Genomic DNA, 24,398 nt, shown 5'->3' on the forward strand with positions numbered 1-24,398 from the left:
AGCGCTGGAACTCACGCGATTCCTACTGGATGATCACCCCTGAGCCCGCAGGCCGACCTGTGACGCGATAGAGCGCTGTTGCCGTGGCGGGATTCGCGCCGGGAGCGTAGACGTGCAGGGAGACGCTGTCTCCCTGCACGGGACTCAGGCGTCCGCCGTCGATCGCGGTGACGCGGAACGGATTGTTCGTCGTGGTGCCGTCGACAACCAGCGTGCCCACGCCTTGGAAGCTGCCGACCGAACTGTTGGCACCGCTGACCGACAACCAGTCGACGCTGGTGGCCGTGAACTGGGTGGAGTGGCAGTCGCTCGGGTTGGGGAGTTTGCAGTTCTTGTTCTTGTTGCCGGCATATCCCACGAAGTAGGTGAACGAGAACGTGCTGGCCTGGTCAACCGTTCCGTCTGGCCGGTACATGACATCGAACCCGAAGTTGACGTCGTCGGACTGCGCATTGCCGGTCAGGCCGGGCAGGAGGTCAACCGGGTTGTTGTCGACGTCGGTGTGCACGGGTGTCAGCGTCTTCTTCCCGGCTACGTCGGTCGGGCCTGAAGGGTCGTAGACCGTGAGGAAGTCGAACGTCACCGGGCTCCAGTTTCCGGCGCCGTCTCGCGCTCGCACATTGACCTTGTGCACGCCACTGGCCAGAGCGTTGCCGAACGACGCGGCGAAGCCGGCGCCATCGGGACTCATGGCCACTCCGTTGCCCGGACCTGGGTCGAGGTCGCCGAGGTAGTACTCGGCGACAGCGACTCCGGACAAGTCGTCAGTCGCCCCGACGCTGAGGCTCGCTGTCGCGGCGAGAGGCTTGGGATTGGTGGACCACGTGAAAGTACCGACAACGGGAGCGGTCCGGTCTGTCGTCACCGTGACGCTGTTGCTAGCGGCGCTTTCTCCGCCAATCGCCACGGCAGTCACGTAGTAGGTGTGCGTGCCCTCGGATGCGGTGTTGTCGCTGTAGGCCGCCGAAATGCTGGTGCCGGCCAGAAGGCCGTCCCGGTAGATGTTGTACGACGTCGCACTCCCGACTGAATCCCAAGTCAGTTGAGCGGTGATGGCAGGAGAGCTCGCGGAGAGGCCGGCCGGGCTCGCCGGAACAGCAGGAGCGCTGAGATACGCCTGTGGGCGCGGAACCGGCGCCGTGGTCAGATCGGTCGCGAAGCTGCCGAACACGACGAGGCCGTCTTGTGTCAACTGGAGTGGACCGAACGAGGCATCGTTCGGCTGCTGCCCGGCTGGGGTCACATCTGCTTGGGTGATCACGCCCGTCTGCATGTCCCGCACGAAGACATGCGAGTTCGTGCCCATGCCACTGGTGTCGATGACGGGAGCGTTCACGAATCCGACGTACCGGCCGTCCGTGCTGACAGCGGGTGGCTCGTTGACTGAACCGCTCATCGGCACGTCTGGCGACGCCACGTTCACGAGCGTCTCGGCACCGGTCTGCAGGTCGCGCCGGAACACGTGATACGCCAGCCTGTCCGGGCGAAGACTCGTGTACACGACGTACCGGCCGTCGCCCGACACGCTCGCGTGGTTGTTCTGCGTGCCCTGCACGCCATGAGGTGAGGCGATGAGTTGGACGGTGCCAGTCACCATGTTCCGCACGTAAATGTGGAATCCCGGCTCCACGCCCGGAACAAGCGGGGAACTCGACCAGAAGGCGACGATCGTGCCGTCATCGGACATGCTCGGCCGGTACGCCTGGTAGCTCGACCAGACTCCCGAGTTCACCGCGCCGTGGTTTCCGGTGCTGTCGATCGCCACGGGGCTGATGACGCCGGTCGTGCGGTTTCGCACGTAAGCGTTGTAGCCGGTCCAGTTGCAGGGAAACTGTGGGCAGAAGTAGCCCGGCCATCCAGTGCGGAGCTCGCCACTGAAGCCGACGACATTTCCGTCCGGGCTGATCCCGAAGCAGTTCGAGGTGTTGTCGAAGGTCCCCGCGGCGCGGACCGTGGTGTTGAGCTGAAGGTCGCGCACGTAACAGTGATAGCTGAAGTTCGTGTTGCCATCACCGAGGTTGCCGGCGTTCGACCAGAACGTCGCGTGGCGCCCAGAAGCACTGATGATCGGGTAATACGACGACTCGTTCGCGAACGCGCCAGAGCTGTTGACGCTGACAGCCACCGTGGCATTGGTCGTCCTGTCGCGCACGTAGACCTGGTTCTGGCCGATCTGCGAAACGAGGCCCGGCACCAGGTTCGTCGCCGAGGAGTTGAAGGCGACGTGGCGCCCGTCCGGAGTCACACCGCTACTGCCGTAGCTGCTTGAATTCGGCAGAGCACCGCCGTCCCCGAGTGATGCCAGAGACGGTCCTGGACCAGCCGCTGTCGCCGGCGCTGCGGGCACGAGCACCAGGGTCGCGCAGGTAACGGCAACGAGGAACAGCCTGCTGGTCTTGTGCATGTCCGCTCCGAGGTCCGGCATGGCATTCGCGTCCGTCTATCGATCGGCCGAGCACGCCGTTACATGTCGAGCGAAAGTTCGTCCTTGCCTGACCAGCAGGGCAAATCGCCATCTTCACACCACGTGGAATGACGGCACTTTCCGCAGTCCTCCCACAATCAGAGTGGCGTAGCGCGGCCTGGACTAGCTCGACGGTGCGCCGTGCCCGAACGGGAAGAGCGGGTCGTCGTAGCCCGCGACGTCCTCGGGGTGGCGGCGCACCTGCTCCATCGAGCGGGGCAGGTCGAACGGGAGCCTGCCCTGCGCGGGGAAGACGCCCGTCAGCGCGTCGGCCAGGGCCTCGTCGGTGCTGCCGTAGCTGACCACCAGGGTCGACACGTGCGGGAGCAACGGCGTCAGCACCGCCGGGCGGTCCAGCGTCACGTCGACGATCAGCGGGCAGACGGCGGCGATGCGGGCCAACCGGGAGGGCAGGCCCGGCGGGAAGTCCAGGGAGCCCTGGTGGAACCACGACTCCAGGAACAGGTCGGAGCGCGGGTCGAACGGCGCCATCAGCCGCACCAGCGCCACGTCCGCCTCTTCTGGTGTGGTGACAACGGTTCCCAGGCGTGCGGCCACTTCGGGCGAGACGTTCTCCACGTAGAGCTTGAGTCCTGGCCTCAACGGCAGTGCTGCCGCGTCCGGACCCGCCTGCAGCACGGTGATCGAACGGGCCTGGGCGGCGTGGCCCTCGTCGCGGAAGTCCTGTCGTCCCACCGTCTCCGCCGCCTGGTCCTCGTCCACGAACGGATTGTCGAACAGGCCCAGGTGGAACTTCAGCGCGAGGATTCGGCGTGCGGACTCGTCGATCCGTGCTTCCGTGACGCGGCCCTGCGCCACGAGTTCCAGCAGGACTTCTACGCATTCCTCGCCGCCGAACTGGTCGGCTCCCGCGGACAGGGCGAGTTCCATGCGTCCGTGCGGGTCCAGGTGTTCTACGCCCCAGGCTCGGGCGGGGAGCACCTTGTCGCCCACGTGGTTGTCCATGACGAGTTCCCAGTCGGTGAGCACCACCCCGTCGAAGCCGAGGCGGTCGCGCAGCATGCCGGTGACCACCTGGCGGTTGTAGCCGAAACCGACCTGCTCGATCGGCTCACCGTCGACCTCCAGGCCGACCGGCATGCCGTAGTACGGCATCACCACCGCCGTGCCGGCCTCGACCACCGCGCGGAACGGGGCCAGGTGGTCGTCGAAGCGGCCGCCCGGGTAGACCTGCTCGCGGCCGTACGGGAAGTGTGCGTCCTCGCCGTCCTTCTGGGGGCCGCCGCCGGGGAAGTGCTTGCTGGTGCAGGCGACCGAGTCCGGTCCGAGCGACGGGCCCTGGAACCCCTGCACGTAGGCCACGGCCAGTTCGGACGTCAGCGCGGCGTCCTGGCCGAACGTGCCCGCCTGCCTGGCCCAACGCGGTTCGGTGGCCAGGTCGATCGCGGGGTGCAGGGCGTAGCGGATGCCGACCGCGACGTACTCCTGGCGGGCGATGTCCGCGAACCGGCGCACGAGCGACGGATCGCGCAGCGCGGCCAGTCCGAGCGCTTCCGGCCACTGGGAGAAGGCCTTGGCGGTGAAGGAAACCCCCGCGTTCTCCAGGAAGGCGTGCCGCGGGTCGGTCGAGATGGTGACCGGGATCCCGTGCGGCGTGCTCTCGGCGATGCGCTGGAGGTTGTTGTGCCAGCGCGCGGCCATGCGGGCGTCGTGGAGTGCGTGCACGTTGAAGTGCGAGAGGTGCTTCTCCTTCACCACGACGCTGGTGGGAGACTTGCTGATGTCGCCGGGCGCCTCCTTCACGGTGCCGTCGGCGCCCGCCTCGATGACGGTGTGGAACAGCAGTCCCGCCTTCTCCTCCAGCGTCAGTCTGGAAAGCAGGTCCTCCACCCTCTCGGCCACCGGCAGCCGCGGGTCCTCGTAGGGGTCCAGGACACCGTTGCCGTTGAGGTCGCGGTATTCGACACCGTCCTCGGAAATCAGCCGCACGGGCCGCATGCCAACACCTCCGTTGTGCTCAAGCCCGGCTCGCGCCGAACTCCTCTACCCCGATGACCGGCCGCAACGCCCGCTCCACGGCGGGGGTCGCGAACGCGCGCCGGATCACGTCCCGGCACAGGACGTTGCCGACCGCGCCCATGACCATCGCCTGGTCCAGCGAGAGGTAGCGCCGTGCGATCGCACCCGACCGCACGGCGACCGAGTCGAAGAAGCCGCCCGAACCGTAGGCGCGCAGATCCTGTTGGATGCCAACGAGATTGGCGTAGGCCTCATCGCGTTCGTGCATCATCGCCAGGAACGCCGCGTGCGGGGTGACCACGCCGTCGCCGAACGACGGTGTGGGCGCGGTGGCGGGACGGCAGGTGCCGAAGCCGACGTCGTAGTTCGTCATCTCCTGGTCGGAGAAGTACCCGTTGGCGCCGTTGCCCGGCTCGTTGCCGGGACCCATGCCGAGCGCGTCGACGCCGTACTCGCGGTAGCCGCCGGCGGGGTTGCTCGCCGGGCTGAAGCCCCAGTAGCCGTACTTCGCCTCGAGCAGCCCGTGCTCGCGCTGGGCGCGGACGTGCAGCCGGTGGTTGCGGCCCCACGATCGCGGCGCCCACTTCGCCTCGGGTACGAAGACGTCCGGCATCAGTTCCTCGAACATCGACCCTCCCCAGCCCGGCACGATCCGCATGCCGCGGTAGGTGTAGGCGCCTTCGAAGACCTCGATGCCGTAGTAGGTGCGGTTCTCCCCCACCGGTTGCATCTCGTGCCACGACCAGTCGCACGACGCCGGGAACGTCCGCCACATGGCGAAGTACTGCTTCGGCGGGATCTGGCCGGTGATGATGCCGAGGTAGCTGGTGATGCGGGTCTCGGAGACCGTGGTGTCGTAGTGGTGCGTCGTGAGCCAGACCGGGTCGCCGCCGATGTGCGTGCCCCGGTAGACGCCGCCGGGGCGGTCGTGGTCGAACGGGAAGAACCCGCCGTGGACCAGCCCGCCGGGCCGCACCGGGTGCGCGGGGTCGTCGCCGGGGTTGTAGAAGGAGTCCCACCGCATGCGCGCGAAGAGCCGCGTTGCCAGTGGAGCCGCCGCGCGGTCCGCTCCCGCCACGACGAGCAGCGCCGCGCCGAGCCAGCCGTTGTCCACACTGGAGCAGAACGGGTGGACGACCGCGCCGGTGCCGGGCCAGGCGCGCAACGCCTCACCGGTTTCCTCGTCGTACCAGTTGAAGTACATGCCGCTCGCGGTGTGGTGTTCCATCCGGTCCAGGGTCGTGAGCGTGCGGATCAACCGCGCCGACGCCTCGTCCTTCGAGATGAACCCGAGTTCGCGGGCGACGACCGTCGACCACAGGTAGCCGCCGATGTTGGTCGGCGAGGTGTATCCGGAACGATCGGCCGGGGCGAGCGACTCGGGGATGTTGTCCGCGGGCAGGCCGGTGCCCGACGGCGTCATGGCGACGAGGCTGCGCCACGTGTCGCGGGCCCAGCCGCGGATCCGGGCCGGGTCGTACCCCCGGCCGGGCGCCGCGAGTGCGGACGGGGTGCCGGGGAGCGCGAGTGCGGCGGCGGTCCCCAGGAACAGTGTTCGGCGGGTGATCCCTGCGGCTGAGTTCATGTGAGTCCCCTTCGGACCTCTCACTTGATGCCGGTGGTCGCGATGCCTTCGATGAAGCGCCGCTGGAAGACCAGGAAGACGAGCAGCACCGGGATGACGACGATGGTGGCCCCGGCGAGGAGCAGGCCGTACTGGATGGAGTTCTGACCGGTCGAGTAGAGGGCGAGGGCGACGGGAAGCGTGTACTCGCTCTCCTGCTGCGCCACCACCAGCGGCCAGAGGAAGTTGTTCCAGCTGCCCAGGAACGTGAGGATGCCCAGCGTGGCGAGCGCGGGCCCGCACAGCGGCAGGACGATGCGGGCGAAGATGCGCACCTCGCCCGCGCCGTCGACCCGTCCGGCGTCGAGCAGCTCACCGGGCAGGCCCGTGATGAACTGCCGCATCAGGAAGACCCCGAACGGCGACACGAGGAACGGCAGGATCAGCGCGGGCAGGGAGTTCGCCAGGCCCGCGTTGACGACCAGGACGTACAGCGGCACGAACGTCACGACGCCGGGGATCATCAGGGTCGCCATGACGACCAGGAACAGCGTCCGCCTGCCCCGGAACTCCAGTTTGGCGAGCGCGTAGCCGACCATCGAGCAGAACAGCAGGTTCCCGGCCGTCACCAGCACGGCGACGATGGCCGAGTTCAGGAAGTACGTCCCGAAACGCAGACGGGAGAACAGTTGTGTGTAGTTGTCCAGCGACGCGGCCTCGGGCAGCCACGTCGGCGGGTTCGCCAGGATCTCACCCTCGCCCTTGAGGCTGCCCAGCACCATCCAGGCGAACGGCGCGATCACCGCGACGAGCGCGATCGTGAGCGGAACGTAGAGCCACCAACGGTTTCGGGTCATGGTCAGCTCCTCTCCCGCAGCAGGCGGAACTGCACGGCGGTGACGACCGCGATCACGACGAAGATCAGGTAGCTCATGGCGGAGGCGTAGCCGTAGTTGCCGAAACCGAACTGCCGGTAGGTGTACATGGACGCCGAGATCGTCGAGTTGAGCGGACCGCCGTTGGTCATGACGTAGGGCTCCTCGAAGAACTGCAGGTAGCCGATCGCCGTGGTCACCGAGACGAACAGCAGCGTCGGGCGCAGCAGCGGCAGCGTGATGTACCGGAACCGTGTGAAAGCCCCGGCGCCGTCGATGGACGCCGCCTCGTGCAGGGACGCCGGTACCGCCTGCAGCCCGGCCAGAAAGATGATCATCGCGGTGCCGAAGTTGCGCCACGCGGCCATCAGGATCAGCGCGGGCATCGACCAGTCCGGGTCACCGAGCCAGTTCGGGCCGTCGATCCCGACCCAGCCCAGCACGGTGTTGATCAGCCCGAACTCGTCCTGCAGCAGGAACCTCCACACGACGGCGACCGCCACGATCGAGGTGATCACGGGCGTGTAGAAGCCCAGCCGGAAGAACGCGCGGAACCGCGAGATCCCCTTGTCCAGCACCACGGCCGCCCCGAGCGCGATGACCAGCGTGAGCGGCACGCCGGCCAGCACGAAGTACGCGGTGTTCGCGGCCGCGGTGCGGAACAGCGGGTCGGCGAACGCCTGCAGGTAGTTGTCCAGGCCGACGAACTCCACCGCGAACGGCGTGCGCAGGTCGCGGTTGCGGGTGTCGGTGAGACTCATGAACAGCGACTGGACGACCGGCCACGCCGTGAACACGAGGAACAGCAGGCAGAACGGCAGGATCAGCAACCACGCCGCCCGCTCGGCCCCGCGGCGGCGGGTCGCCGCGGGGGAGCTCACTTCCCGGTGCCGATGGAGTCGGCCGACGCCTGCGCTGCTTTCAGGGCCGCGGCGGGGTCGGCGCCGGAGCGGGCCACCTTCTCGACCTCGGTGTCGAGCGCGGTGATCGCCTGCTCCCAGGTGGCGAAGGTCGGCGGCGCCTGCGCGGTCTCGAGCTGCTTGCCGAACGTCGCGAGCTTGGTGTCGGCGGTGAGGGCCGGGTCCTGCCAGGCGTCGCGCACCGACGGCAGGACAGTCGCCTGCTGGTACCACTTCACCTGGGTCTTCTCGTCGGCCAGCCAGTTCACGAACTTCCACGCGGAGTCGCGGTTCTTCGTCTCCTTGAACACGACGAGGTTCGACCCGCCGACGAAGCTCGACGACGTCTTCTTCACCGGCATCGGCATGACGTCGTACTTGTCCTTGAAGCCGTCGCCGCCGAGCTTCTCGACCGCCGACATCATCCAGGGACCCGAGATGAACATCGGCACCCTGCCGCTGACGAAGTCCGGCTCGGTGGTGGGCTGGGCGGGGGCTCCCTTGTCCGCGATGCCCTCGGCGAAGAAGGAACCGTAGTACTCCAGCGCCTCCTTCAGCTCGGGGCTGTCGAAGTTGTACGCCCCGTTGTCGTTCTTGGTCAGAGATGCGCCGTTCGACCACGCGAAGGGCAGCAACGACTGCCAGGATCCCGTGCCGCCCGCCTGCAGCCCGATCCCGAACTTCGCGCCCGCCTTGGCCTGCAACGCCTTGGCCATCTCCTTGAGGCCCTGCCAGTCCTTCGGCGGCGTCTCGTACCCGGCCGTCTTGGCCAGGTCCTTGCGGTAGTACAGGAGCCTCGTCTCGACGTACCACGGGATGCCGTACGACTTCCCGTCCACCTCGGTCGTGCCCTGCGCGCCTTCGAAGAACGCCTTGGCGTCGATCGTGGACGGGGTCGGGTCGAGCGCGCCGAGTCCCGCGAACTCACCCATCCAGGTCGATCCGACCATCGCCGCGTCGGGGGTCTGGCCCGCCGTGATCGCCGAGGTGAACTTGTTGTGCGCGGCGTCCCACGGAATCGCGGTCACCTGGACGTCGACACCGGGGTTGGCGTCCTCGAACTCCTTGGCGAGCGCGGGGAGCTTCTCCCCCTCGGCGCCCATGGCCCAGACGGTGACGGTGCCGGTGGCGGGGCCGTCGGCGATGCCGGCGCTGCTCTGCCCACCGGCCTGGTCGTCACCACGCCCGCAGGCGGCCAGCACCAGCACGAGGGCGGACACCCCCGCGAGTGATTTGGCTGTCTTGTGCACCATGGACTCCTCGCCTTCCTTGAGTCTGAAGTGGACGGTGGTTCAGCAGCCGCACGACGAGCGCACGACGAGGCGCGTCGGCAGCATCTGCGCGTGTGCGCGGGGTGTCTCGCCGGCGACGAGCTCGTGCAGGCGATCAGCGGCCAGCGCACCGAGTTCGTGCACGGGCTGGCGCACGGTGGTCAGCCCCGGCCGCACGTACCGCGCCGCCATGACGTCGTCCCAGCCGACCACCGCGATGTCGCCCGGAACCTGACGTCCCGCGTCCTGCAGCGTCGTCATGACCGACAACGCGAGTTCGTCGTTGGCGCACATCAGGGCGTCCGCCTCGTGAGAACCGGCGAGCAACCCCCGTGCGAAACCGACGCCCTCGCTCTCGCACAACGCCATCCGCACGGGTTCGGCGGCGCGCAGCCCGCGGTCGCGGTGCGCGGCGACGAACCCCGCGTACCGGTTGCGGACGTCCGGCCCGCTGTCCGGATCACCGACGAACAACGCCCGCCGCCTGCCGTGGTCCAGCACGTGCCCGGCGAGCTCTCGCGCGCTCTCCAGGTTCTCCGCCGCGACCGCCTCGACGCCGTCCCCCGGCTCCCCGGCGATGACGACCACCGGCTTGCGGGAGCGCAACGACCGCACCACCCCGTCCGGGATCGCCGCGAACACCGCGATGGCGTCCACCCGCGTCGCCAGCTGCCGCACGGCGGCGGTCAGGTCGGTGCGGCTGTCGGTGAGCACGAGGACGACGGACTGCGCGAGCTCGGCGGCGCGGGCCTCGAAGCCCATCAGCAGCTCGGCGTAGTAGGGACCGGACAGTTCCGGCAGCACGAGCCCGTGCGCCTCGTGATGGCGCACGGCCAGGCTGCGCGCTGCTCCGAGCGGCACGTAACCCAGTTCGTCGACGGCGGCGAGCACCTTCTGCCGGGTCGTCTCGGCCACGACCGTCACGCCCTGGAGCACCCGCGAGACCGTGGCGATCGAGACGCCGGCGCGGTCGGCGACGGAGTAGATCGTCGCTCCCGCCGCCGGAGTCCCGGGAGTGGCTTGCTGCTGCTTCCGCACTGCGCTGCCGCCCTGTCGTCGACCTTCTGAATCGATGTAAGCGCTTACATTTCACGTGCGCTCAATGTAAGCGCTTACATCACTTCGTTTCGGCAAATATAGGCACGGTCCAGCGCCCGGCACAAGGGTGGACGGCGGCCCGACCGGTCGTTCATGGCAGCAAAACCACAGGTCACACCGCTGGTCGAGGTATCTGACATTTGTTGACGGACAGCGTGGACCGCGGTGATGTGGACGTCGCCGTCATGCACAGCCCCGTTCGCTGCCTCGGGCGCGGGTCGTCGCTGAGATCCGCAAGGACCGGTCGGAGCCGTCGAGCCGCTCAATCCCACTCGTCGCTGGAACTTCGCGTCCACCCCTCGTCGATGTTCAGGTGGCCCTCGTCAGGTGGGGCGCCGGACCCGAAGGTGACGACCGCGGAGGGCGTCACGGACACGTGCAACGTCACCGAGTCCGGCTGTGTCTTGTGGTGAGCCAACGACGTCGGGCCCGAGTTCGGCGGGACCTCGACCGGCAGGGTGTACGAGCCCCACCTGAGCACGACCTTGTGAGGAGCGCCCGCGTTCTCCGCGGCCGCCATGACCCTGACCCACACCGGTCCCACGTAAGCCTTCGGATGGTCGCAATGCCACTCGGGAGCCGGCTCCCGCCTGAACAACGACTTCACCTGACCGGCGAGCACCTCGAGTCCGTCGGACCACGTCAGGTACAGCTTGTGCGCGAGTAGCGGGTACTTCTCCGCGAACTTGTCCGGGTCGACGTCCAGAACGGCGACGACATGCGTGACCCCGGTCCGGATCTCCCGGGAGAGCGCAGCGTTCAGCTCCGTTTCCACGCCTCTCCGCCCCAGGAAGTTCTCGGTGACGATGACGAGGACGTAGCGGGAAGTGGCCAGCCCCGCGTCGATCTGCGCGATGATGCTGTCACCTGGCCGGATCTCGGCCTCGTCGATCCAGCAACTGAGGCCGAGCCGGTTGAGCTCGCGGTAGAGCACGCGTCCGTGGGTCACCTTGTCCACGGCGGCGTGACAGAGGAAGACGTCTCGGCCTCGACCCCGCACGTCAGCTCCTGACCGGGTTCGTCACGAGTTTCCGCCGCTACCGCAGTGCGGCACACAACAGCTCGACGCCGGCCACCCAGTCCTGGGACAGGTCGGCGTACCGCTTGTCAGCCAAGATCGCCGGCGGCTTTCCACCGGCGAACAACGCCGTGAGCAGCTTGACGCTGTCGCCTTCGACCTGCCGCGCCAGCGTGGACATCCATTCCGCCGCCATCCACGACGACGAGCAGTCCGCCTCGGAGAAACACGCCACCACGTAGTCGGCGCCGGCGAGCCCCTCGTTTATCTTTCCGACGATCGAATCACCGATCTTGATCTCCGAGGACGAGTACCACACCCGGTGGCCCCGCTGCTCGATCTCACGGACCAGCTTCTCCACCTCAACCTTGTCGACGAGTTTGTGGCACACGAAGACAGCGGCCATGCTCACCTCTCCACCGCACAACTCCCCGATCGGCTTCCGCGAGCTTATCAGCGCAAGCTGGATCGACACCGCCGAACAACGCCGACTCGACCGGGTTTCGTCATTCCACTCGAACTGTCACATCACTTTCCCTCATATCTGGACAAAAAGAGGACAGAGAGGCAATAGCTGCAAAATCAAGCATTCCGAAACCTGAGCCGACCCGATTTGTCCACGTTCGTTCACCATTTGCTCTCTCGATACCTGAACCACGCGCGGGGCGACGTTGATGCGAGGTGTCCCGGGTAACGCGAAGGTGCCGGCCACCGACGTGGATCGTGTGCCGCGGACGCTTCGGCATCGCTGTCACCGCACCTCGTTGCGCCCACCACCACCATGGAGCCTCACATGGCCGCAGTTTTCATCAGCCACCGCAGCGCTGACCAGCAGGAAGCTGACCGGCTGGCGGCGGAGATACGCGGCCGCGGGCACGACGTGTGGATCGACAGCGAGCAGATCGACATCGGCGATTCCATCGTCGAGAAGATCGATGACGGTCTCGCGGACTCCGTCTTCGTGGTGCTGTGCCTCTCGAAGAAGGGGGTGGACAGTCCCTGGATGAGCAGGGAGTGGATGTCGGCCCTCGCCCGCCGGCTCAACGGGGTCGGTGTCACCCTCCTGCCGGTCCGGCTCACCGGCGGCGATCTGCCCGCGATCCTTTCCGACATCAAGTACGCGGACCTCACCTCGGACTGGGACGCGGGCGTGAACGCCCTGTGCAGTGCGATCCGCTGAAGCGAGGATGACCGTGCGCCGCGTCTACGTCGTCCACGCCGAAGGCGAGGACGAGTTCGCCGAATTCCTGGCTCGTCCGCTTCGGGAGGCGGGTTACGACGTCACCCATGACGGAACCGTGCTCGTCGGTGACTCCCTGGTCGACGAGGCCATGCGGGCGATCTCCGCCGGTTCGGCGATCGTGGTCTGCGGGACCAAGCGCGCGATCGGGAGCGAATGGGCACACCGCGTGGTGAAGGCGAGCTACGCCGGCGAGGGCCGCACGCAGGTCTTCGTCGTGCAGATGGAAGAGGGCGTGTACGTCAAGCAGCTTTCGCTGCACACCAAGGTGGCGCGGTACGACGTTGATCCGGCCACTGCCCTGGAGCAGCTCGTCACCGCGCTCGGCGCGCACTTCCCGCGGGAGGTCGCGCGAAAGGCAGTGCCGGACCGGCCGCTCGGGCGCCCGGTTCGCGATGTCACGCCGCGCGAGCTGATGGTGTCGCGCATGCTCGGCGCGGAAGACACCCATCTGACGCCGTACGTCCGGCGCGAGCACGACGAAACGCTGTCGAAACTGGTGGATTCGGCGCAGGAGGGCACATCGGGCATCGCGATCCTGGTGAGCGACTCCACCTCCGGCAAGACCCGCGCCTGCTACGAGGCCCTGCGCCGGTTGGACGACGGGTGGCGGGTCTGGCCGACCTCACGTGTGCCGTCGACGATGCTCGACGACATCTACCGCGTCGGCCCCAAGACTGTGGTGTGGCTGGATGAGGCGCAGGAGTACCTGCTTCGGCCACCTGAGGCCGACGCGCTCACCGATGCTCTGTCCGACCTGGTCTTCGACCGTGAGCGCGGCCCGATCCTGGTGCTGGGATCGGTGTGGCCGGAGAACCGCGACGAGCTCATGAGCCGATCCTCCGGCAGGCATCTGCTGGACGGCCGGTTCGTCACCGTGCCCGCCGTGTTCGACAAGGCGGCCTGCGCCGCGGCGCTCGACACCGGCGACCCGCATCTCGCCGACGCGGTGCGGTCTGCGGAGGACGGAGCGGTGGTGCAGTACCTCGCCGGCGTCCCGGCCCTCATGGCGCGCGTCGACAGTGCTTCGGCACCCGAGCGCGCCCTGATGCGGGCGGCAGCCGATGCCCGTCGGCTGGAGCAGGAGGAGTACGTGCCGGAGGCGGTACTCGTCGCGGCCGCACCAGGCTATCTGGACGCGCGCGAGCGCCGCCGGCTGACGCGCGAACCGCACTGGGCGGCGAAAGCGGTCGCGTCGTTGACATGGCTCGGCAGGGGCGACATGAGCCCGCTGCACCCGTCCGCCGACAACACCGCGCACAGGCTGGAGGACTACCTCGAACAGCACCTGCGCCGCGAACGCCACCGCGTGCCGCCTCCCGCGTCGTTCTGGGACGCGTGCCTCCTCCACAGTCGCGTCCCACAGCTGGAGCGGCTGGCCGGGCTCGCCCACCGGCGATTGCTCTACTCCCACGTCATCGGCTTCTGCAGGCGTGCCTTGGCTGCGGGAGACGTGAACGTGCTCGACCGCTGGGCGGCGGTCCTGCGCATGCGGCGCGATCTCGACGGCCTGACCAGGTTGACCGAGGAGCATCGGATTCCCGACGTCCTTCTGCACCTCGCACGGCTGCACGCCAGGCTCGGGGACGCCGGTGCGGCGAAGTCAGCGTGGCGTCAGGCGGAGTCGGCCGGTCATGACGGACCAGACCAGACGGTGCTCGCGGACATCGGCCGACTGGACCCGAACTGGGTCGCGCAACGGTGGCGTGGCTGGGCGGCGAGCGGCAGGATCACCCACCTCAAGCTCGTCCACGAGCTGGCCCAGCTCGGTCTCACCACCGAAGCGATCGCAGAGTGCCGGGCAGCGATGGAACAGGGCCGGCACTCCGCGCCTTGGACGTTGCTCACGCTCTACGACGGGATCGGCAACGACGAAGAGATCCGCAAGATCCTCGAGGAACCCGGCGTGGAGGAGGGACTTCACCTGCACCCGGCCGCACGACGATTGCTGGGCTCCACAACGGTGGAGTGGCACGACCCCAGAACGGTTGCTGCCCGATTGCACACGGCCGGCGACCTGGAAGCGTTGCGCCGGCACACCACCGCCCACCCGGACAAAGTCGTGCGCAGGCACCTGACCGAGCTCTTGCTCGAAAACGGTCGCCTGGACGAAGCACGTGCCATGAGCGAAGAGTGGAACAGCGCCAACCGCGCCTACTGCGCCTTCCTTGTGCGCGAAGGACAATGGCTCGAACTGGGCAGGCGCGTCGCGGAAGGCAACCACCAAGCCTCAGCGGCGCTCTTGGCGCACCTGAACGGCCATGACGACCTCGACGACACAGCCGAACTGATCCGGCGCCACGGCCTGACTCCGGACGGGACGATTGCCGGCTGACCGTGCGAGGCTCGTCGAGCACTGTTGCTTTCCGGCCCTCCACCGAGGTCAGTCCGCGCCTTTCGCGGTGTCCTCCCCGAGCAGTCTCCCCCGCACGCGGTCCGCGTCACCGACGCGGTGCTGGGAAAGGAAGAGTTCATACGCCGCGCGCAGCATCTGCCGTGCCTTCTCCGCGTCGCCCTGCTGTGCGAGAACGTCAGCCAGGTGTTCCGCGCTTTCGGCCTCCGCGAACAGGTTCCCGAGTTTCTTCGCCTGTCGCACGGCGGCGGCGAAGTGCTCCGCGGCCAGGTCCAGCCGGCCGTCCCTGCGAGCGATGTGCCCCAACGCGTCGAGCGTGCTCACTTGGCCGCTCACGTTCCCGTGCGCGCTGTGGAGCGCCAACGCCTGTTCGCAGCATTCACGGGCCAAAGCGAAACTTCCGAGCTGTGCGTGCTGCCAGCCCTGCGCGTTGAGCGAGTGCGCTTCGCCGACGGGGTTGCCCTCCGCCCGGTAGAGCTCCATCCCGGAGATGGCGTGCGACAACGCCTGGGCGTGCTCACCTGACAACGACAGGACCCGTTGCAGATCGTGATGGGTGTGCGCCTGCCCCATGAGGAAGCCGGCCTCTTCTTCGAGCCTCAGCGCCTGCACGAGGAGGTGCTTGGCGTCCTCCAGGTCGCCGGCGCGGGTGCAGGCGCGTCCGACCTGGCGCAACGACGATGCGCGCAACCGCACGGAGCCGATGGCCGTGGCGGCCTCCAGACCGAGGCGTGACGACGCGATGTTCTCCGTCAGCAGACCCAGCCGGTACTGGTAGGTGTCGAGTCCGTGGGCGATGTGCCACACCGCCTCGTGCCACCCGCGGCCGGCCGCGACCTGGTGCAGGGCCGCGATCGACGCGTGCTCCAGGCCGAACCACTCGACCGCCGCGGGTTCGCCGGCCAGTTGCACCGGTTCGCAACCATCGGGCAGCGAAGGCACTTCGAAGGCGTGCCGGTGCGGGTACAGCAGGATGTCGGCGGTCCGGACGGCGTGCGCGTAGAACGCCACCAGCCGCCGCAGCGCCCACACCGACTCGGCGCCGGGCTGCAGTTCGGCGGCGTGCAGGCGCACGAGGTCATGCATGTGAAACCTCCGGGGAACGTGCTGGCGCACCAGGTTCGCCGCCTCCAGTGACCGCAACGTCGTGACCGCCTCGCGGTGCGGCACCGCCCACAGGCACGCCGCCGCGGCGGTACCGATCTCTCCCAGTGGCGTGACACCGAGCAGCCCGAACGCGCGTCCCAGCCTGTCGTCCAGCGAACCGGAAGACCAGGACAGCACCGCGCGCAGGCTCGCGGACTCGTCGTCGGCGTCGAACGCGCTCAGCCGTGTCGTCTCGTCGTCCAGTTCGTCGGCGAGGACCGACATCGGGAATCCGGGGTGCGTCGCGATCCTGGCCGACGCGATCGCCAGCGCGAGCGGCATCCCGCCGCATCTGCGCACGATCGCCGAGACGGCCTCGGGTTCGCGTTCGACGGCCCGATCCGGCAGCAGTTCGCTGAGCAACGCCCGCGCGTCGGGCTCGTCCATCGCCTCGAGCCGTACGACATGGGCTCCCAGAACGCGCAGCGAGGACAGCCGCATCCTCGTCGTCACCAGCACCGCGCACGACGGGGTTCCGGGCAGCAACGGCGCCAGCTGGTCGGTGTTCCTCGCGTTGTCCAGCACGATCATCATCCGGCGATCCGCCACCGCGCTGCGGAAGAGCGCGGCCGCGGCGTCCGGATCCATCGGGATCGCGGCGGGCTCGACACCGAGCGCCGTGAGGAAACCGCGCAGCACCGCGGCGGGCCGGGCGGGATCGGTCTGCGGGTCGAACCCCCTGAGGTCGGCGAAGAGCTGGCCGTCCGGAAACCGGTCTGCGTGGATGTGCGCCCAGTGCAGGACCAGCGTCGTCTTGCCGAGCCCTCCAGCGCCTTCGACGACGACCAGGGGTGGCCGGCCCTCCTCCAGCGCGGCGGCCAGGTCGCCGAGTTCGCGCTCGCGGGCCACGTGCCGGCGCGGCGCCATGGGCAGCTGTCTCGGTGTCGTGAGCGGCCGCGTCCCGCTCACGTGCAGATTCCCGTGCAGGACGCCCAGCTGAACCGCCGTGTGAACCTGATCCGAGCGGACTACGTTGCGAAAGTCATCGGACATGCTTCTCCAGAGGAAGAGCCGTGGCCGCGTCTGCCTCCATCGTCGCGCTGAGTCCGGCACGACGCGTCGGCCTTTCAGGGCCTGTTCCGCTCATGCCACCGGTCGCCGGGCATCCTGGCCGGACCGAGGGCACCACCGCGACGACGCTCTAATCGTGGCCTCAGGTTGGTCGGAGACGATGAGCGGCAAAATGCGTCGACTGGAGGGCGGGCCGGAGTGCGGATCATGATCGCGGATGACGAGGCGGCCATCCGTGAGTCACTGGAGCGGGTGCTCCAGGTCGAGGGTTACGACACCAGCACCGTCGCCAACGGTCTCGCCGTGCTCGACGGGATCGACGGCGACGAGCCGGATCTGCTGATCCTCGACGTGATGATGCCCCGCCTCGGCGGGGTGGAGACCTGCCGGCGGTTGCGGGCCGCGGGGCGGGATCTGCCGGTGCTGATGCTGACCGCCCGGGATCAGGTCTCCGACCGGGTCGCGGGGCTGGACGCGGGTGCCGACGACTACCTGCCCAAGCCGTTCGCCACCGAGGAGTTGCTGGCCAGGGTCCGGGCTCTGCTGCGCCGCCGCGCGCCGGGTGACGACGAGTCGCAGGTCCTGACGTTCGCCGACGTCCGGGTCGATCCCGACAGGTTCGAGGCGTGGCGGGGCGGGCGGCCACTCCGGCTGACCCGGACCGAGTTCTTCCTGCTGGAGGTCCTCGTGCGCAACGCGACCCGCGTGTTGACACGAGGCGAGCTGTTCGGGGCGATCTGGGGCTTCGACATGAGCGTCACCTCCAACAACCTCCAGGTGTACGTGAGCTATCTGCGCCGCAAGATGGAGGCCGAGGGTGAGCCGCGACTGATCTACACGCGGCGCGGCCTGGGGTACACGTTGCGGGAGACTCCTCCGTGAGCAGGCTGGGCCGGTGGTGGCATCGGCGGTCGCTGCGGACCAGGCTGACGGTGATCGCGGCGACGGCCATCGCGGTCAGCGTGTTCATGGCCTTCCAGGTGGCCAGCGAGCTGCTGGACTGGGAGCTGCGGAACACCGCGGAGGACCAGTTGCGCGCCGACTCCCGCGTGCTGGCCGCGAACGCGGAACGCGCCGGGCTGGCTCAGGTCGAGCTGCCGCCGTATCCCGGATCCGGTCGGCTGGTGCGGGTGGTCCTGCCCGACGGCTCAGTCCGGACGCCGGACGGTCAGCCCGCGCTGCCCCCGGTCAGCGAGCAAGCCGGGCGCGTGGCGCAGGGTGCGTCGGCCGACCTGATGGAGTCGGGTGACAGCGACGACGACGGCTACCTCGTCTACACGCTGCGGACAGGCGGGGGCGCGGTCCAGGTGGTCCGCGTCGCGGACGACAGCTCGATCAACCGGTTCGGGCTGGGCATGTTGCTGATCGGGTTGCTCTGCGTGGCCTGCGGTGCCCTGGTCGGGCGGGCCGTGGCGCGGACCGGGCTGGCACCGATCGACCGGCTGACCGCCGCCGCTGTCCGCGTCGCGCACACGCGGGATCTCGACGCCGACATCCCGGACGAGGGCGGTGGGGAGATCCGGCAGCTGATCGGGTCGATCAACGACATGCTCGCCGCGCTCCGGGACTCCCGGCAGGCCCAGCGGCTGCTCGCCGAGGACGCCGCCCACGAGCTCAAGACCCCGCTCACCAGCCTGCGCCTCAACATCGAACTGCTGGTCCGGCTCGATCGGCGCGGCACCCTGGACAGCGCACTGCCCTCGGAGAGCCGGACCCGGCTGCTCAACGACCTCGGCGCCCAGGTGGCCGAGTTGAGCACCCTCGCCGCCGAGCTGACCGACCTGGCGCGCGGTGACGTCAGCGACGAGAACACCGAAGTGCTCGACCTCGCCGACGTGGTGGTGGCCGCCGCGGCGCAGGCGTGTTCCCGCATGCCCGACGTCGAGGTCGCGCTCGACGTGACCTCCGTGTGGGTGAGCGGGCGTCCCGCCGCGCTCCAGCGGGCGGTGCTCAACCTCATCGACAACGCCGGCAAGTGGTCCCCCGCCGACCAGCCGGTCCAGGTGCGGCTCCGTGCCCAGGGCGCGTCGGCGGTGCTCGAGGTCGACGACGCCGGGCCGGGCATCAACGCCGCCGACGCACCGCGGGTGTTCGACCGGTTCTACCGGGCCGACAGCGCCAGGGCGTTGCCCGGATCCGGTCTGGGGCTGTCGATCGTGCAGCGGGTCGTCGACGCCCACGGCGGCAGGGCGACCGTGGGCCGCTCCCCACGCGGTGGCGCGCTGCTCCGGGTCGACCTTCCGGCAGCCTCGACCACGCGGTGAAAAGATCCGGGACCGGCCTGTGCCCGTCCCGGATCCCGCCGCGCTCACCGTTGCAGCGCGGGCTCCTCGTCGTCGGCGAGCGACCGTTGCCCGTCCGGCAGCTGTTCCGCCGGTCGGGACAGCCGGCTCGGCCACCACATCCGCCGGCCGATCAGCAGGGTGAGGGCGGGCACCAGGAGCGACCGCACCAGCAGGGCGTCGAGCAGCACGCCGAACGCGACCAGGAACCCGACCTCGATCAGCATCACCAGCGGGAGCGTGGTGAGGACCGCGAACGTGGCCGCCAGGACCAGACCTGCCGAGGTGATGACACCACCGGTGGCGGAGAGGGCTTTGAGCATGCCCTCCCTGGTGCCCAGACGCACGGTCTCCTCCCGGGCCCGGCTGGCCAGGAAGATGTTGTAGTCGACGCCGAGCGCCACCAGGAACAGGAAAGCCAGCAGCGGCACCGAGTAATCGATGCCCTTGAACCCGAGGATGGTGTCGAAGACGAACACGCTGCCGCCGAAGGCCGCCGCGAAGGAGACGACCACGGTGGCCATCAGTACCAGCGGGGCCACGATCGCGCGGAGCAGCAGCGCGAGAACGATCAGGACGACGACGAGCACCAACGGGATCACCAGCTTCTCGTCGCGGCTGGTGGTCTCCGCGGTGTCGAGGTGCTCCGCACTGGGCCCGCCGACGATCGCCTCCGCACCGTTCACCGCGTGCACGGCGTTGCGCACCCGCTTGATCGTGTCGTACTCCGCGACGGTGTCCGGCGCGTCCGTCGGGAACACCGAGATGTCGGCCCAGCCACCGCTGGTCTCACCGGGAACGGCCACCGCCACACCGCGAACGCCCTTGACGGCCTCGAGCACCCGCTCCTGATGCGCCGGCCGCGTGAGGACCGTCATCGGCTGGCCGCCGAGGTCCGGGAAGTGCTGGCGCAGAACGGTGAAGCCGGTGACCGACTCCGGCGCGGACACGAACTGGTCCTGCTCCCGCAGAGCGCCGGTGTTGCCCGTCAGCCCGAGGGCGAGCACGCCCAGGACTCCGAGCGAGCCGAGCGTCGCCACCCACCGGCGGCGGCTGATGGCGGCGCCAAGCCGCACCCACAGCCTCGGCTTCTCCTCCACGGCCGTGCCGAGCCGCGGGATGGCCGGCCAGAAGATCCGCCTGCCGAGCACCACCAGCAGCGCCGGGAACAACGTCAGCATGGCCACCAGCGCGCACAGGATGCCGGCCGCGCCGATCGGGCCCAACCCGCTGGTGCTGTTGAGATCCGCGACGAGCAGGCAGAGCAGGCCGGCGATCACCGTGGCCGCGGACGCGACGATGGCGGGCGCCGCGCCGCGCAGCGCGTGGATCATCGCGACCCGGACGTTCTCGTGGTGGTGCAACGCTTCCCGATATCGGGCGATGAGCAGCAGCGCGTAGTCCGTGCCGACGCCGAACACCAGGATCGTCAGCAGCGCCGAGTTCTGGCTGTTGACCACGATGCCGAAGCTCTTGACCAGCAAGTAGACGGTCGCCATCGAGGTCAGTGCGGCCGCGCCGACGGCCACCAGCGGGATGAGCCACAACACCGGGCTGCGGTAGGTGATGATGAGCAGCAGTGTGACGACGACGATGGTGGTGAGGAGGACCGCCAGGTCGATGCCGTCGAAGACGGCGTCCATGTCGCCCTCGACCGCGGCCGGGCCGGTCACATCGAGTTCCAGGCCGGCGGGGCGGTCCTTCGCGGCGTCACGCAGCGGGCCGACGATGGCCTCCGGTTCGCCGTAGGACGTGCTCACGTCGAGGGTGAACATCATCGCCTTGCCGTTGGCGGAGGGTCTCGTCCGCGGACCCTCGTCGTCCTCGCCGGCCGGGGCCACCACCTTGGGCGGGTAACTCTTGGCCAGGGTGTCGTAGTGGCGCTCGACCGTCGCGCGGTCGGCGTCGGTGACGCCGCTGTCACGGTGGTACACGAAGACGAACGTGTTGTCGTTCCCGCCGGGGAGACTGTCCTCCAGCACCGCGACCTTGGTGGACTCGGCGTTCGCCGGCAGGGTGTCCGCGGCTTTGTCGGTGGTGACCGAACTCAGTTTTCCGCTCAACGGCCCCATGATCACCGTCAGCGCCAGCCACAGGCCGATCACCAACCACGGCACCCACCGGCCTGCCGGCCTTTTCCCGGACGGCGTTGCGTTGACTGCCATTTACCAGCCTCCTGCTCACGTGTACATCGCCTGTCTGACGACGACTTCCTACCGAGCGAATCTGAGAAGACCGTTAATGCGGCGGAGAAGTAGTACCGTCGTGCCGCCTCCATCCCGAACATGACGACCGCGGTATGACGAAACGGCACGGATTTCGGCTTAGCGTTCAGGTCATGAAGAAATCCGACAGTCCACTGTGGAGCCTTGGAGCGGCCACCGTGGCGCTGGCGACGGCGTTCACCGTCGTCGCCTGCGGGTCGAACGCCGGCAACGGCGCGGCGCCCGTCCCGCCCGGTCCGCACAACGCGCACGCGGGCCAGCCGCCGGCTCCGCCGCAGCCGCTGCGCGCCGGCGAACGGTTCCTCGACCTGAAGATGGCCGAGGCCTACACGCCCGCTCCGCCGGAGGGCGGCGGCACGGACGAGTACCGGTGCCAGGTGATCGATCCGGGCCTGACCAAGGCGGAGTTCCTGACAGGGACCCAGGTCACGCCGGAGAACGTCGCCCTTGCGCACCACGCCATCGTGTACGTGGTGCCGCCGGGCGGGGCCGCCGCGGTGCGCGAGCAGGACGCGAAGACCCCCGGCCTCGGCTGGCAGTGCTTCGGCGGGACCGGTGTGAAAGGCGCCGAAGTGGAAGAGGGGGAAGCGTCCTGGGTGGACACCTGGGCGCCGGGCGCCTCGGAAACGCTGTTCTCCCAGGACGTCGGCTTCAAGTTGGAACCGGGCAGCCTGATCGTTCTCCAGATGCACTACAACCTGCTCGCGACCGACGGCAAGCCGGCCGGGTCCGACCGCTCGGCGGTGCGGCTGCGACTGACGGACGGCACTCCGCAGACCCGGGAACTCGACACGATGCCGCTCGACGCGCCGACCGACCTGCCCTGCGCGGCCGACGAGTCTGGTCCGCTCTGTGACCGGGCGGCCTCGATCGCGGACGTGACGAAGCGGTTCGGGCAGGAGGTCGGCGCCACCGCGGACGAACAGCTGGAGGAGTGCGGCCAGAGCGCGCCGAAGCCCGGTGACACCCAGACCTGCGACCACAAGGTGGAGGAGCCGATGACGCTCTTCGCCGGTTTCGGCCACATGCACCTGCTCGGGCGGGCCATCAAGGTCGAACTCAACCCGGGCACACCGAACGCCAAGGTCGTGCTGGACGTGCCGCAGTTCGACTTCGACAACCAGCGGCTGCTGAAGCTGCCGGAGCCGGCGGAGATCGGTCCGGGGGACACGCTGCGGGTGACCTGCACGCACGACGCGGGGCTGCGCAAACGGTTGTCGCAGTTGAGCAAGCTGCCGCCGCGCTACGTGGTGTGGGGTGACGGCACCAGCGACGAGATGTGCACGGGCATCATGACCGTCTCCCCCCACAAGTCCTGACATGACCTGGTTGCGTTGGGACTCCCCGAGGCGTTCTCCGGTCTGGATGTTGCTGCCGCTGCGTGCTTTTCTCGGCGGCACCTTCGTCTACGCCGGTCTCTCCAAGCTCCTCGACCCGCACTACTTGGACGACACCTCGCCACTCGGTGTCCACGCGCAGATGGTGAACGCCGCCGCGACCTCCCCGATCGGCCCGCTGGTCTCGCTGGCCGCCGACCACGCGACCGTCGCCGGGCCGGCGATCGCCTTCGGGGAGATCGCGGTGGGGCTCGCCACCCTGCTCGGGCTGTTCACCCGGCTCGGCGCGCTCGGCGGTGTCCTCCTCTCGCTCGGCTTCTTCCTGACGGTGAGCTGGACGACTCGGCCGTACTACGTGGGGGCCGACATCGTGTTCGCCTTCGCCTGGACTCCGTTGCTGATCGCGGGCGACGCCGGGGTGTTGTCACTGAGCGCCCGGCTGCGCGCGAAGGTGCGGCACGGGCTCGGCCTGCCGGCGCACCCCACGCCGGAGGAGGACGAGGCGGTGCGGGACGACGTCGAGCGGCGCACCGTGCTGCGGAGCGGTCTGATCGCGGGGGCGGCGACCGCCGCCGGAGTCACCGCAGGCAGCGTGCTGGCGTTCACCCGGCGCCCTGCCGGCTCGCCCGCGGACACGGTGAGCCACGGCCCGGTGATCGCCGCGGTCGACGACGTCGTCGTCGGCTCGTCGACGAGCTTCACGATGCCGGACGGGACGCCCGCCCATCTCCTGCGCCCGGCGACGGACACCTTCCTGGCGTTCAACGCCACCTGCAGTCATCAGGGCTGCCCGGTCTCCTACGTCGGCCCTGGATTCCGGTGTCCCTGCCACGGCGCCACCTACGACGGGAACGGACAGGTGACCGGCGGGCCGGCACCCGCACCGCTGGTCAAGATCCCGGTCGAGGTCGTCGCGGGGCAGGTCGTGCTCGCCTGATCTTCGGAGCGCTAGATCGGCCTGGTGAGTCTCAGGTCGTAGGCGAGGATGACGGCCTGGATCCGGTCCCGTGCCCCGATCTTGGCGAGGACCCGCCCGACGTGGGTCTTCACCGTCGACTCCGACAGCGTGAACCGTCGCGCGATCTCGCCGTTGGTGAGGCCGTGGCCGATGGCGACGAGGATCTCGCGCTCGCGGACGGTCAGGGAGTCCCACCGGGGATCCTTCCGCACGGGCCCGCAGAGGTCGTCGTCGAGCCGGTCGGCGACCGTGTCGAGCAGCCGCCGGGTCAGCGCCGGCGCGATCACCGCGTCCCCGGCGGCGACGGCCCGGATGCCGGCGAGCAACTCCTCCGGGCGGGTGTCCTCGAGCAGGAAACCGCTTGCCCCGGCCCGCAGCACGGCGAACGCGTACCGGTCCACGTCGAACGTCGTCAGCACTAGGATTCGCGAACGCCCGCCGGCGGCGACGATGCGCCGGGTGGCCTCGATCCCGTCGACGCCCGGCCCGCGGAGGTCCATCAGCACCACGTCGGGACGCAACTCGGTGGTCCGCCGAACGGCCTCGGCGCCGCTCTCGGCTTCGCCGACGATCTCGGTGTCGGGGGCGCTCTCCAGCAGCATGCGAAACCCGAAGCGCTGCAGCGGGTGGGCGTCCACCACGAGCACAGAGATCATGAGCGGCTGCCTTTCGGCGAG

18 protein-coding genes are annotated in these 24,398 nt (G+C 69.0%); 6 read left to right on the top strand and 12 right to left on the bottom strand.

Annotated features, from left to right (window positions below; translation table 11 throughout):
* Window positions 1-22: 22 nt before the first annotated feature.
* The 9 genes from PV646_RS37780 to PV646_RS37820 all read right to left on the bottom strand — a co-directional run bounded on the left by PV646_RS37780 (window position 23) and on the right by PV646_RS37820 (window position 11,575).
* Window positions 23-2,404 carry a hypothetical protein gene (locus tag PV646_RS37780; protein WP_500347127.1) on the bottom strand — a complete coding sequence of 794 codons (2,382 nt, stop codon included), beginning with the start codon at window positions 2,402-2,404 and terminating at the stop codon, window positions 23-25.
* A gap of 183 nt (window positions 2,405-2,587) precedes the next feature.
* Window positions 2,588-4,423: a glycoside hydrolase family 3 protein gene (locus tag PV646_RS37785; protein ID WP_500347129.1), complete on the bottom strand. Its 1,836-nt coding sequence runs from the start codon at window positions 4,421-4,423 to the stop codon at window positions 2,588-2,590.
* Window positions 4,424-4,442: 19 nt separating this feature from the next.
* Entirely contained in the window at window positions 4,443-6,029 is a 1,587-nt protein-coding gene (locus tag PV646_RS37790) for a glucoamylase family protein (RefSeq protein ID WP_500347131.1), read from the bottom strand.
* Window positions 6,030-6,049: 20 nt separating this feature from the next.
* A complete protein-coding gene (locus tag PV646_RS37795) occupies window positions 6,050-6,865 on the bottom strand; it encodes a carbohydrate ABC transporter permease (protein WP_500347133.1) in 816 nt (271 codons plus the stop codon).
* A 2-nt stretch (window positions 6,866-6,867) separates the two neighbouring features.
* Window positions 6,868-7,764: a carbohydrate ABC transporter permease gene (locus tag PV646_RS37800; protein ID WP_500347135.1), complete on the bottom strand. Its 897-nt coding sequence runs from the start codon at window positions 7,762-7,764 to the stop codon at window positions 6,868-6,870.
* On the bottom strand, window positions 7,761-9,032 hold the full coding sequence (locus tag PV646_RS37805) for a sugar ABC transporter substrate-binding protein (protein ID WP_500347137.1): 1,272 nt from the start codon (window positions 9,030-9,032) through the stop codon (window positions 7,761-7,763). The genes PV646_RS37800 and PV646_RS37805 overlap by 4 nt, the downstream gene beginning before the upstream one ends.
* 42 nt (window positions 9,033-9,074) lie before the next feature.
* Window positions 9,075-10,091, bottom strand: a complete 1,017-nt coding sequence (locus PV646_RS37810) for a LacI family DNA-binding transcriptional regulator (RefSeq protein WP_500347139.1) — start codon at window positions 10,089-10,091, stop codon at window positions 9,075-9,077.
* 322 nt (window positions 10,092-10,413) lie between these two features.
* Complete coding sequence (locus tag PV646_RS37815) at window positions 10,414-11,151, bottom strand: toll/interleukin-1 receptor domain-containing protein (RefSeq protein ID WP_500347141.1); 738 nt, start codon at window positions 11,149-11,151, stop codon at window positions 10,414-10,416.
* A 37-nt stretch (window positions 11,152-11,188) separates the two neighbouring features.
* Window positions 11,189-11,575 (bottom strand): toll/interleukin-1 receptor domain-containing protein, encoded by a 387-nt coding sequence (locus PV646_RS37820; protein WP_500347143.1) that lies wholly within the window; start codon window positions 11,573-11,575, stop codon window positions 11,189-11,191.
* Between the two features lie 387 nt (window positions 11,576-11,962).
* On the opposite strand from PV646_RS37820, the gene PV646_RS37825 reads away from it, so the two are divergent.
* Together PV646_RS37825 and PV646_RS37830 are read left to right on the top strand one after the other, a co-directional pair.
* The gene (locus tag PV646_RS37825) at window positions 11,963-12,349 is read left to right on the top strand and encodes a toll/interleukin-1 receptor domain-containing protein (RefSeq protein ID WP_500347145.1); all 387 of its coding nucleotides are present in this window, start codon (window positions 11,963-11,965) and stop codon (window positions 12,347-12,349) included.
* A gap of 7 nt (window positions 12,350-12,356) precedes the next feature.
* Window positions 12,357-14,744, top strand: a complete 2,388-nt coding sequence (locus PV646_RS37830; RefSeq protein ID WP_500347147.1) for a toll/interleukin-1 receptor domain-containing protein — start codon at window positions 12,357-12,359, stop codon at window positions 14,742-14,744.
* A gap of 48 nt (window positions 14,745-14,792) precedes the next feature.
* On the opposite strand, the gene PV646_RS37835 is transcribed toward PV646_RS37830, so the two are convergent.
* Entirely contained in the window at window positions 14,793-16,817 is a 2,025-nt protein-coding gene (locus PV646_RS37835) for an ATP-binding protein (protein ID WP_500347149.1), read from the bottom strand.
* Between the two features lie 300 nt (window positions 16,818-17,117).
* Here PV646_RS37835 and PV646_RS37840 point away from each other — a divergent pair, with 300 nt between their 5' ends.
* Window positions 17,118-17,801 (top strand): response regulator transcription factor, encoded by a 684-nt coding sequence (locus PV646_RS37840; RefSeq protein ID WP_500347151.1) that lies wholly within the window; start codon window positions 17,118-17,120, stop codon window positions 17,799-17,801.
* Window positions 17,802-17,851: 50 nt separating this feature from the next.
* Window positions 17,852-19,183, top strand: coding sequence for a HAMP domain-containing sensor histidine kinase (locus PV646_RS37845; protein ID WP_500347707.1), 1,332 nt, complete (start codon window positions 17,852-17,854; stop codon window positions 19,181-19,183).
* A gap of 44 nt (window positions 19,184-19,227) precedes the next feature.
* Here PV646_RS37845 and PV646_RS37850 read toward each other — a convergent pair whose 3' ends face one another.
* Window positions 19,228-21,366: an MMPL family transporter gene (locus tag PV646_RS37850; RefSeq protein ID WP_500347153.1), complete on the bottom strand. Its 2,139-nt coding sequence runs from the start codon at window positions 21,364-21,366 to the stop codon at window positions 19,228-19,230.
* A gap of 173 nt (window positions 21,367-21,539) precedes the next feature.
* Here PV646_RS37850 and PV646_RS37855 point away from each other — a divergent pair, with 173 nt between their 5' ends.
* Both PV646_RS37855 and PV646_RS37860 read left to right on the top strand, forming a co-directional pair.
* Window positions 21,540-22,745, top strand: coding sequence for a monooxygenase (locus PV646_RS37855; protein ID WP_500347155.1), 1,206 nt, complete (start codon window positions 21,540-21,542; stop codon window positions 22,743-22,745).
* 1 nt (window position 22,746) lies between these two features.
* On the top strand, window positions 22,747-23,700 hold the full coding sequence (locus PV646_RS37860; protein WP_500347156.1) for a Rieske 2Fe-2S domain-containing protein: 954 nt from the start codon (window positions 22,747-22,749) through the stop codon (window positions 23,698-23,700).
* Window positions 23,701-23,711: 11 nt separating this feature from the next.
* Here the strand turns inward: PV646_RS37860 and PV646_RS37865 are convergent, their stop codons facing one another.
* The gene (locus PV646_RS37865; protein WP_500347158.1) at window positions 23,712-24,377 is read right to left on the bottom strand and encodes a response regulator; all 666 of its coding nucleotides are present in this window, start codon (window positions 24,375-24,377) and stop codon (window positions 23,712-23,714) included.
* Window positions 24,378-24,398: the final 21 nt, after the last annotated feature.

The organism is Streptomyces sp. ID05-26A, from assembly GCF_033794685.1.
Taxonomy (GTDB): domain Bacteria; phylum Actinomycetota; class Actinomycetes; order Mycobacteriales; family Pseudonocardiaceae; genus Lentzea.

Excerpts from the sequence above, each read along its gene's own strand:
- PV646_RS37780 (WP_500347127.1), bottom strand. The coding sequence starts at position 2,404 with ATGCACAAGACCAGCAGGCTGTTCCTCGTTGCCGTTACCTGCGCGACC.
- PV646_RS37785 (WP_500347129.1), bottom strand. The coding sequence starts at position 4,423 with ATGCGGCCCGTGCGGCTGATTTCCGAGGACGGTGTCGAATACCGCGAC.
- PV646_RS37790 (WP_500347131.1), bottom strand. The coding sequence starts at position 6,029 with ATGAACTCAGCCGCAGGGATCACCCGCCGAACACTGTTCCTGGGGACC.
- PV646_RS37795 (WP_500347133.1), bottom strand. The coding sequence starts at position 6,865 with ATGACCCGAAACCGTTGGTGGCTCTACGTTCCGCTCACGATCGCGCTC.
- PV646_RS37820 (WP_500347143.1), bottom strand. The coding sequence starts at position 11,575 with ATGGCCGCTGTCTTCGTGTGCCACAAACTCGTCGACAAGGTTGAGGTG.
- PV646_RS37825 (WP_500347145.1), top strand. The coding sequence starts at position 11,963 with ATGGCCGCAGTTTTCATCAGCCACCGCAGCGCTGACCAGCAGGAAGCT.
- PV646_RS37830 (WP_500347147.1), top strand. The coding sequence starts at position 12,357 with ATGACCGTGCGCCGCGTCTACGTCGTCCACGCCGAAGGCGAGGACGAG.
- PV646_RS37850 (WP_500347153.1), bottom strand. The coding sequence starts at position 21,366 with ATGGCAGTCAACGCAACGCCGTCCGGGAAAAGGCCGGCAGGCCGGTGG.
- PV646_RS37855 (WP_500347155.1), top strand. The coding sequence starts at position 21,540 with ATGAAGAAATCCGACAGTCCACTGTGGAGCCTTGGAGCGGCCACCGTG.
- PV646_RS37860 (WP_500347156.1), top strand. The coding sequence starts at position 22,747 with ATGACCTGGTTGCGTTGGGACTCCCCGAGGCGTTCTCCGGTCTGGATG.
- PV646_RS37865 (WP_500347158.1), bottom strand. The coding sequence starts at position 24,377 with ATGATCTCTGTGCTCGTGGTGGACGCCCACCCGCTGCAGCGCTTCGGG.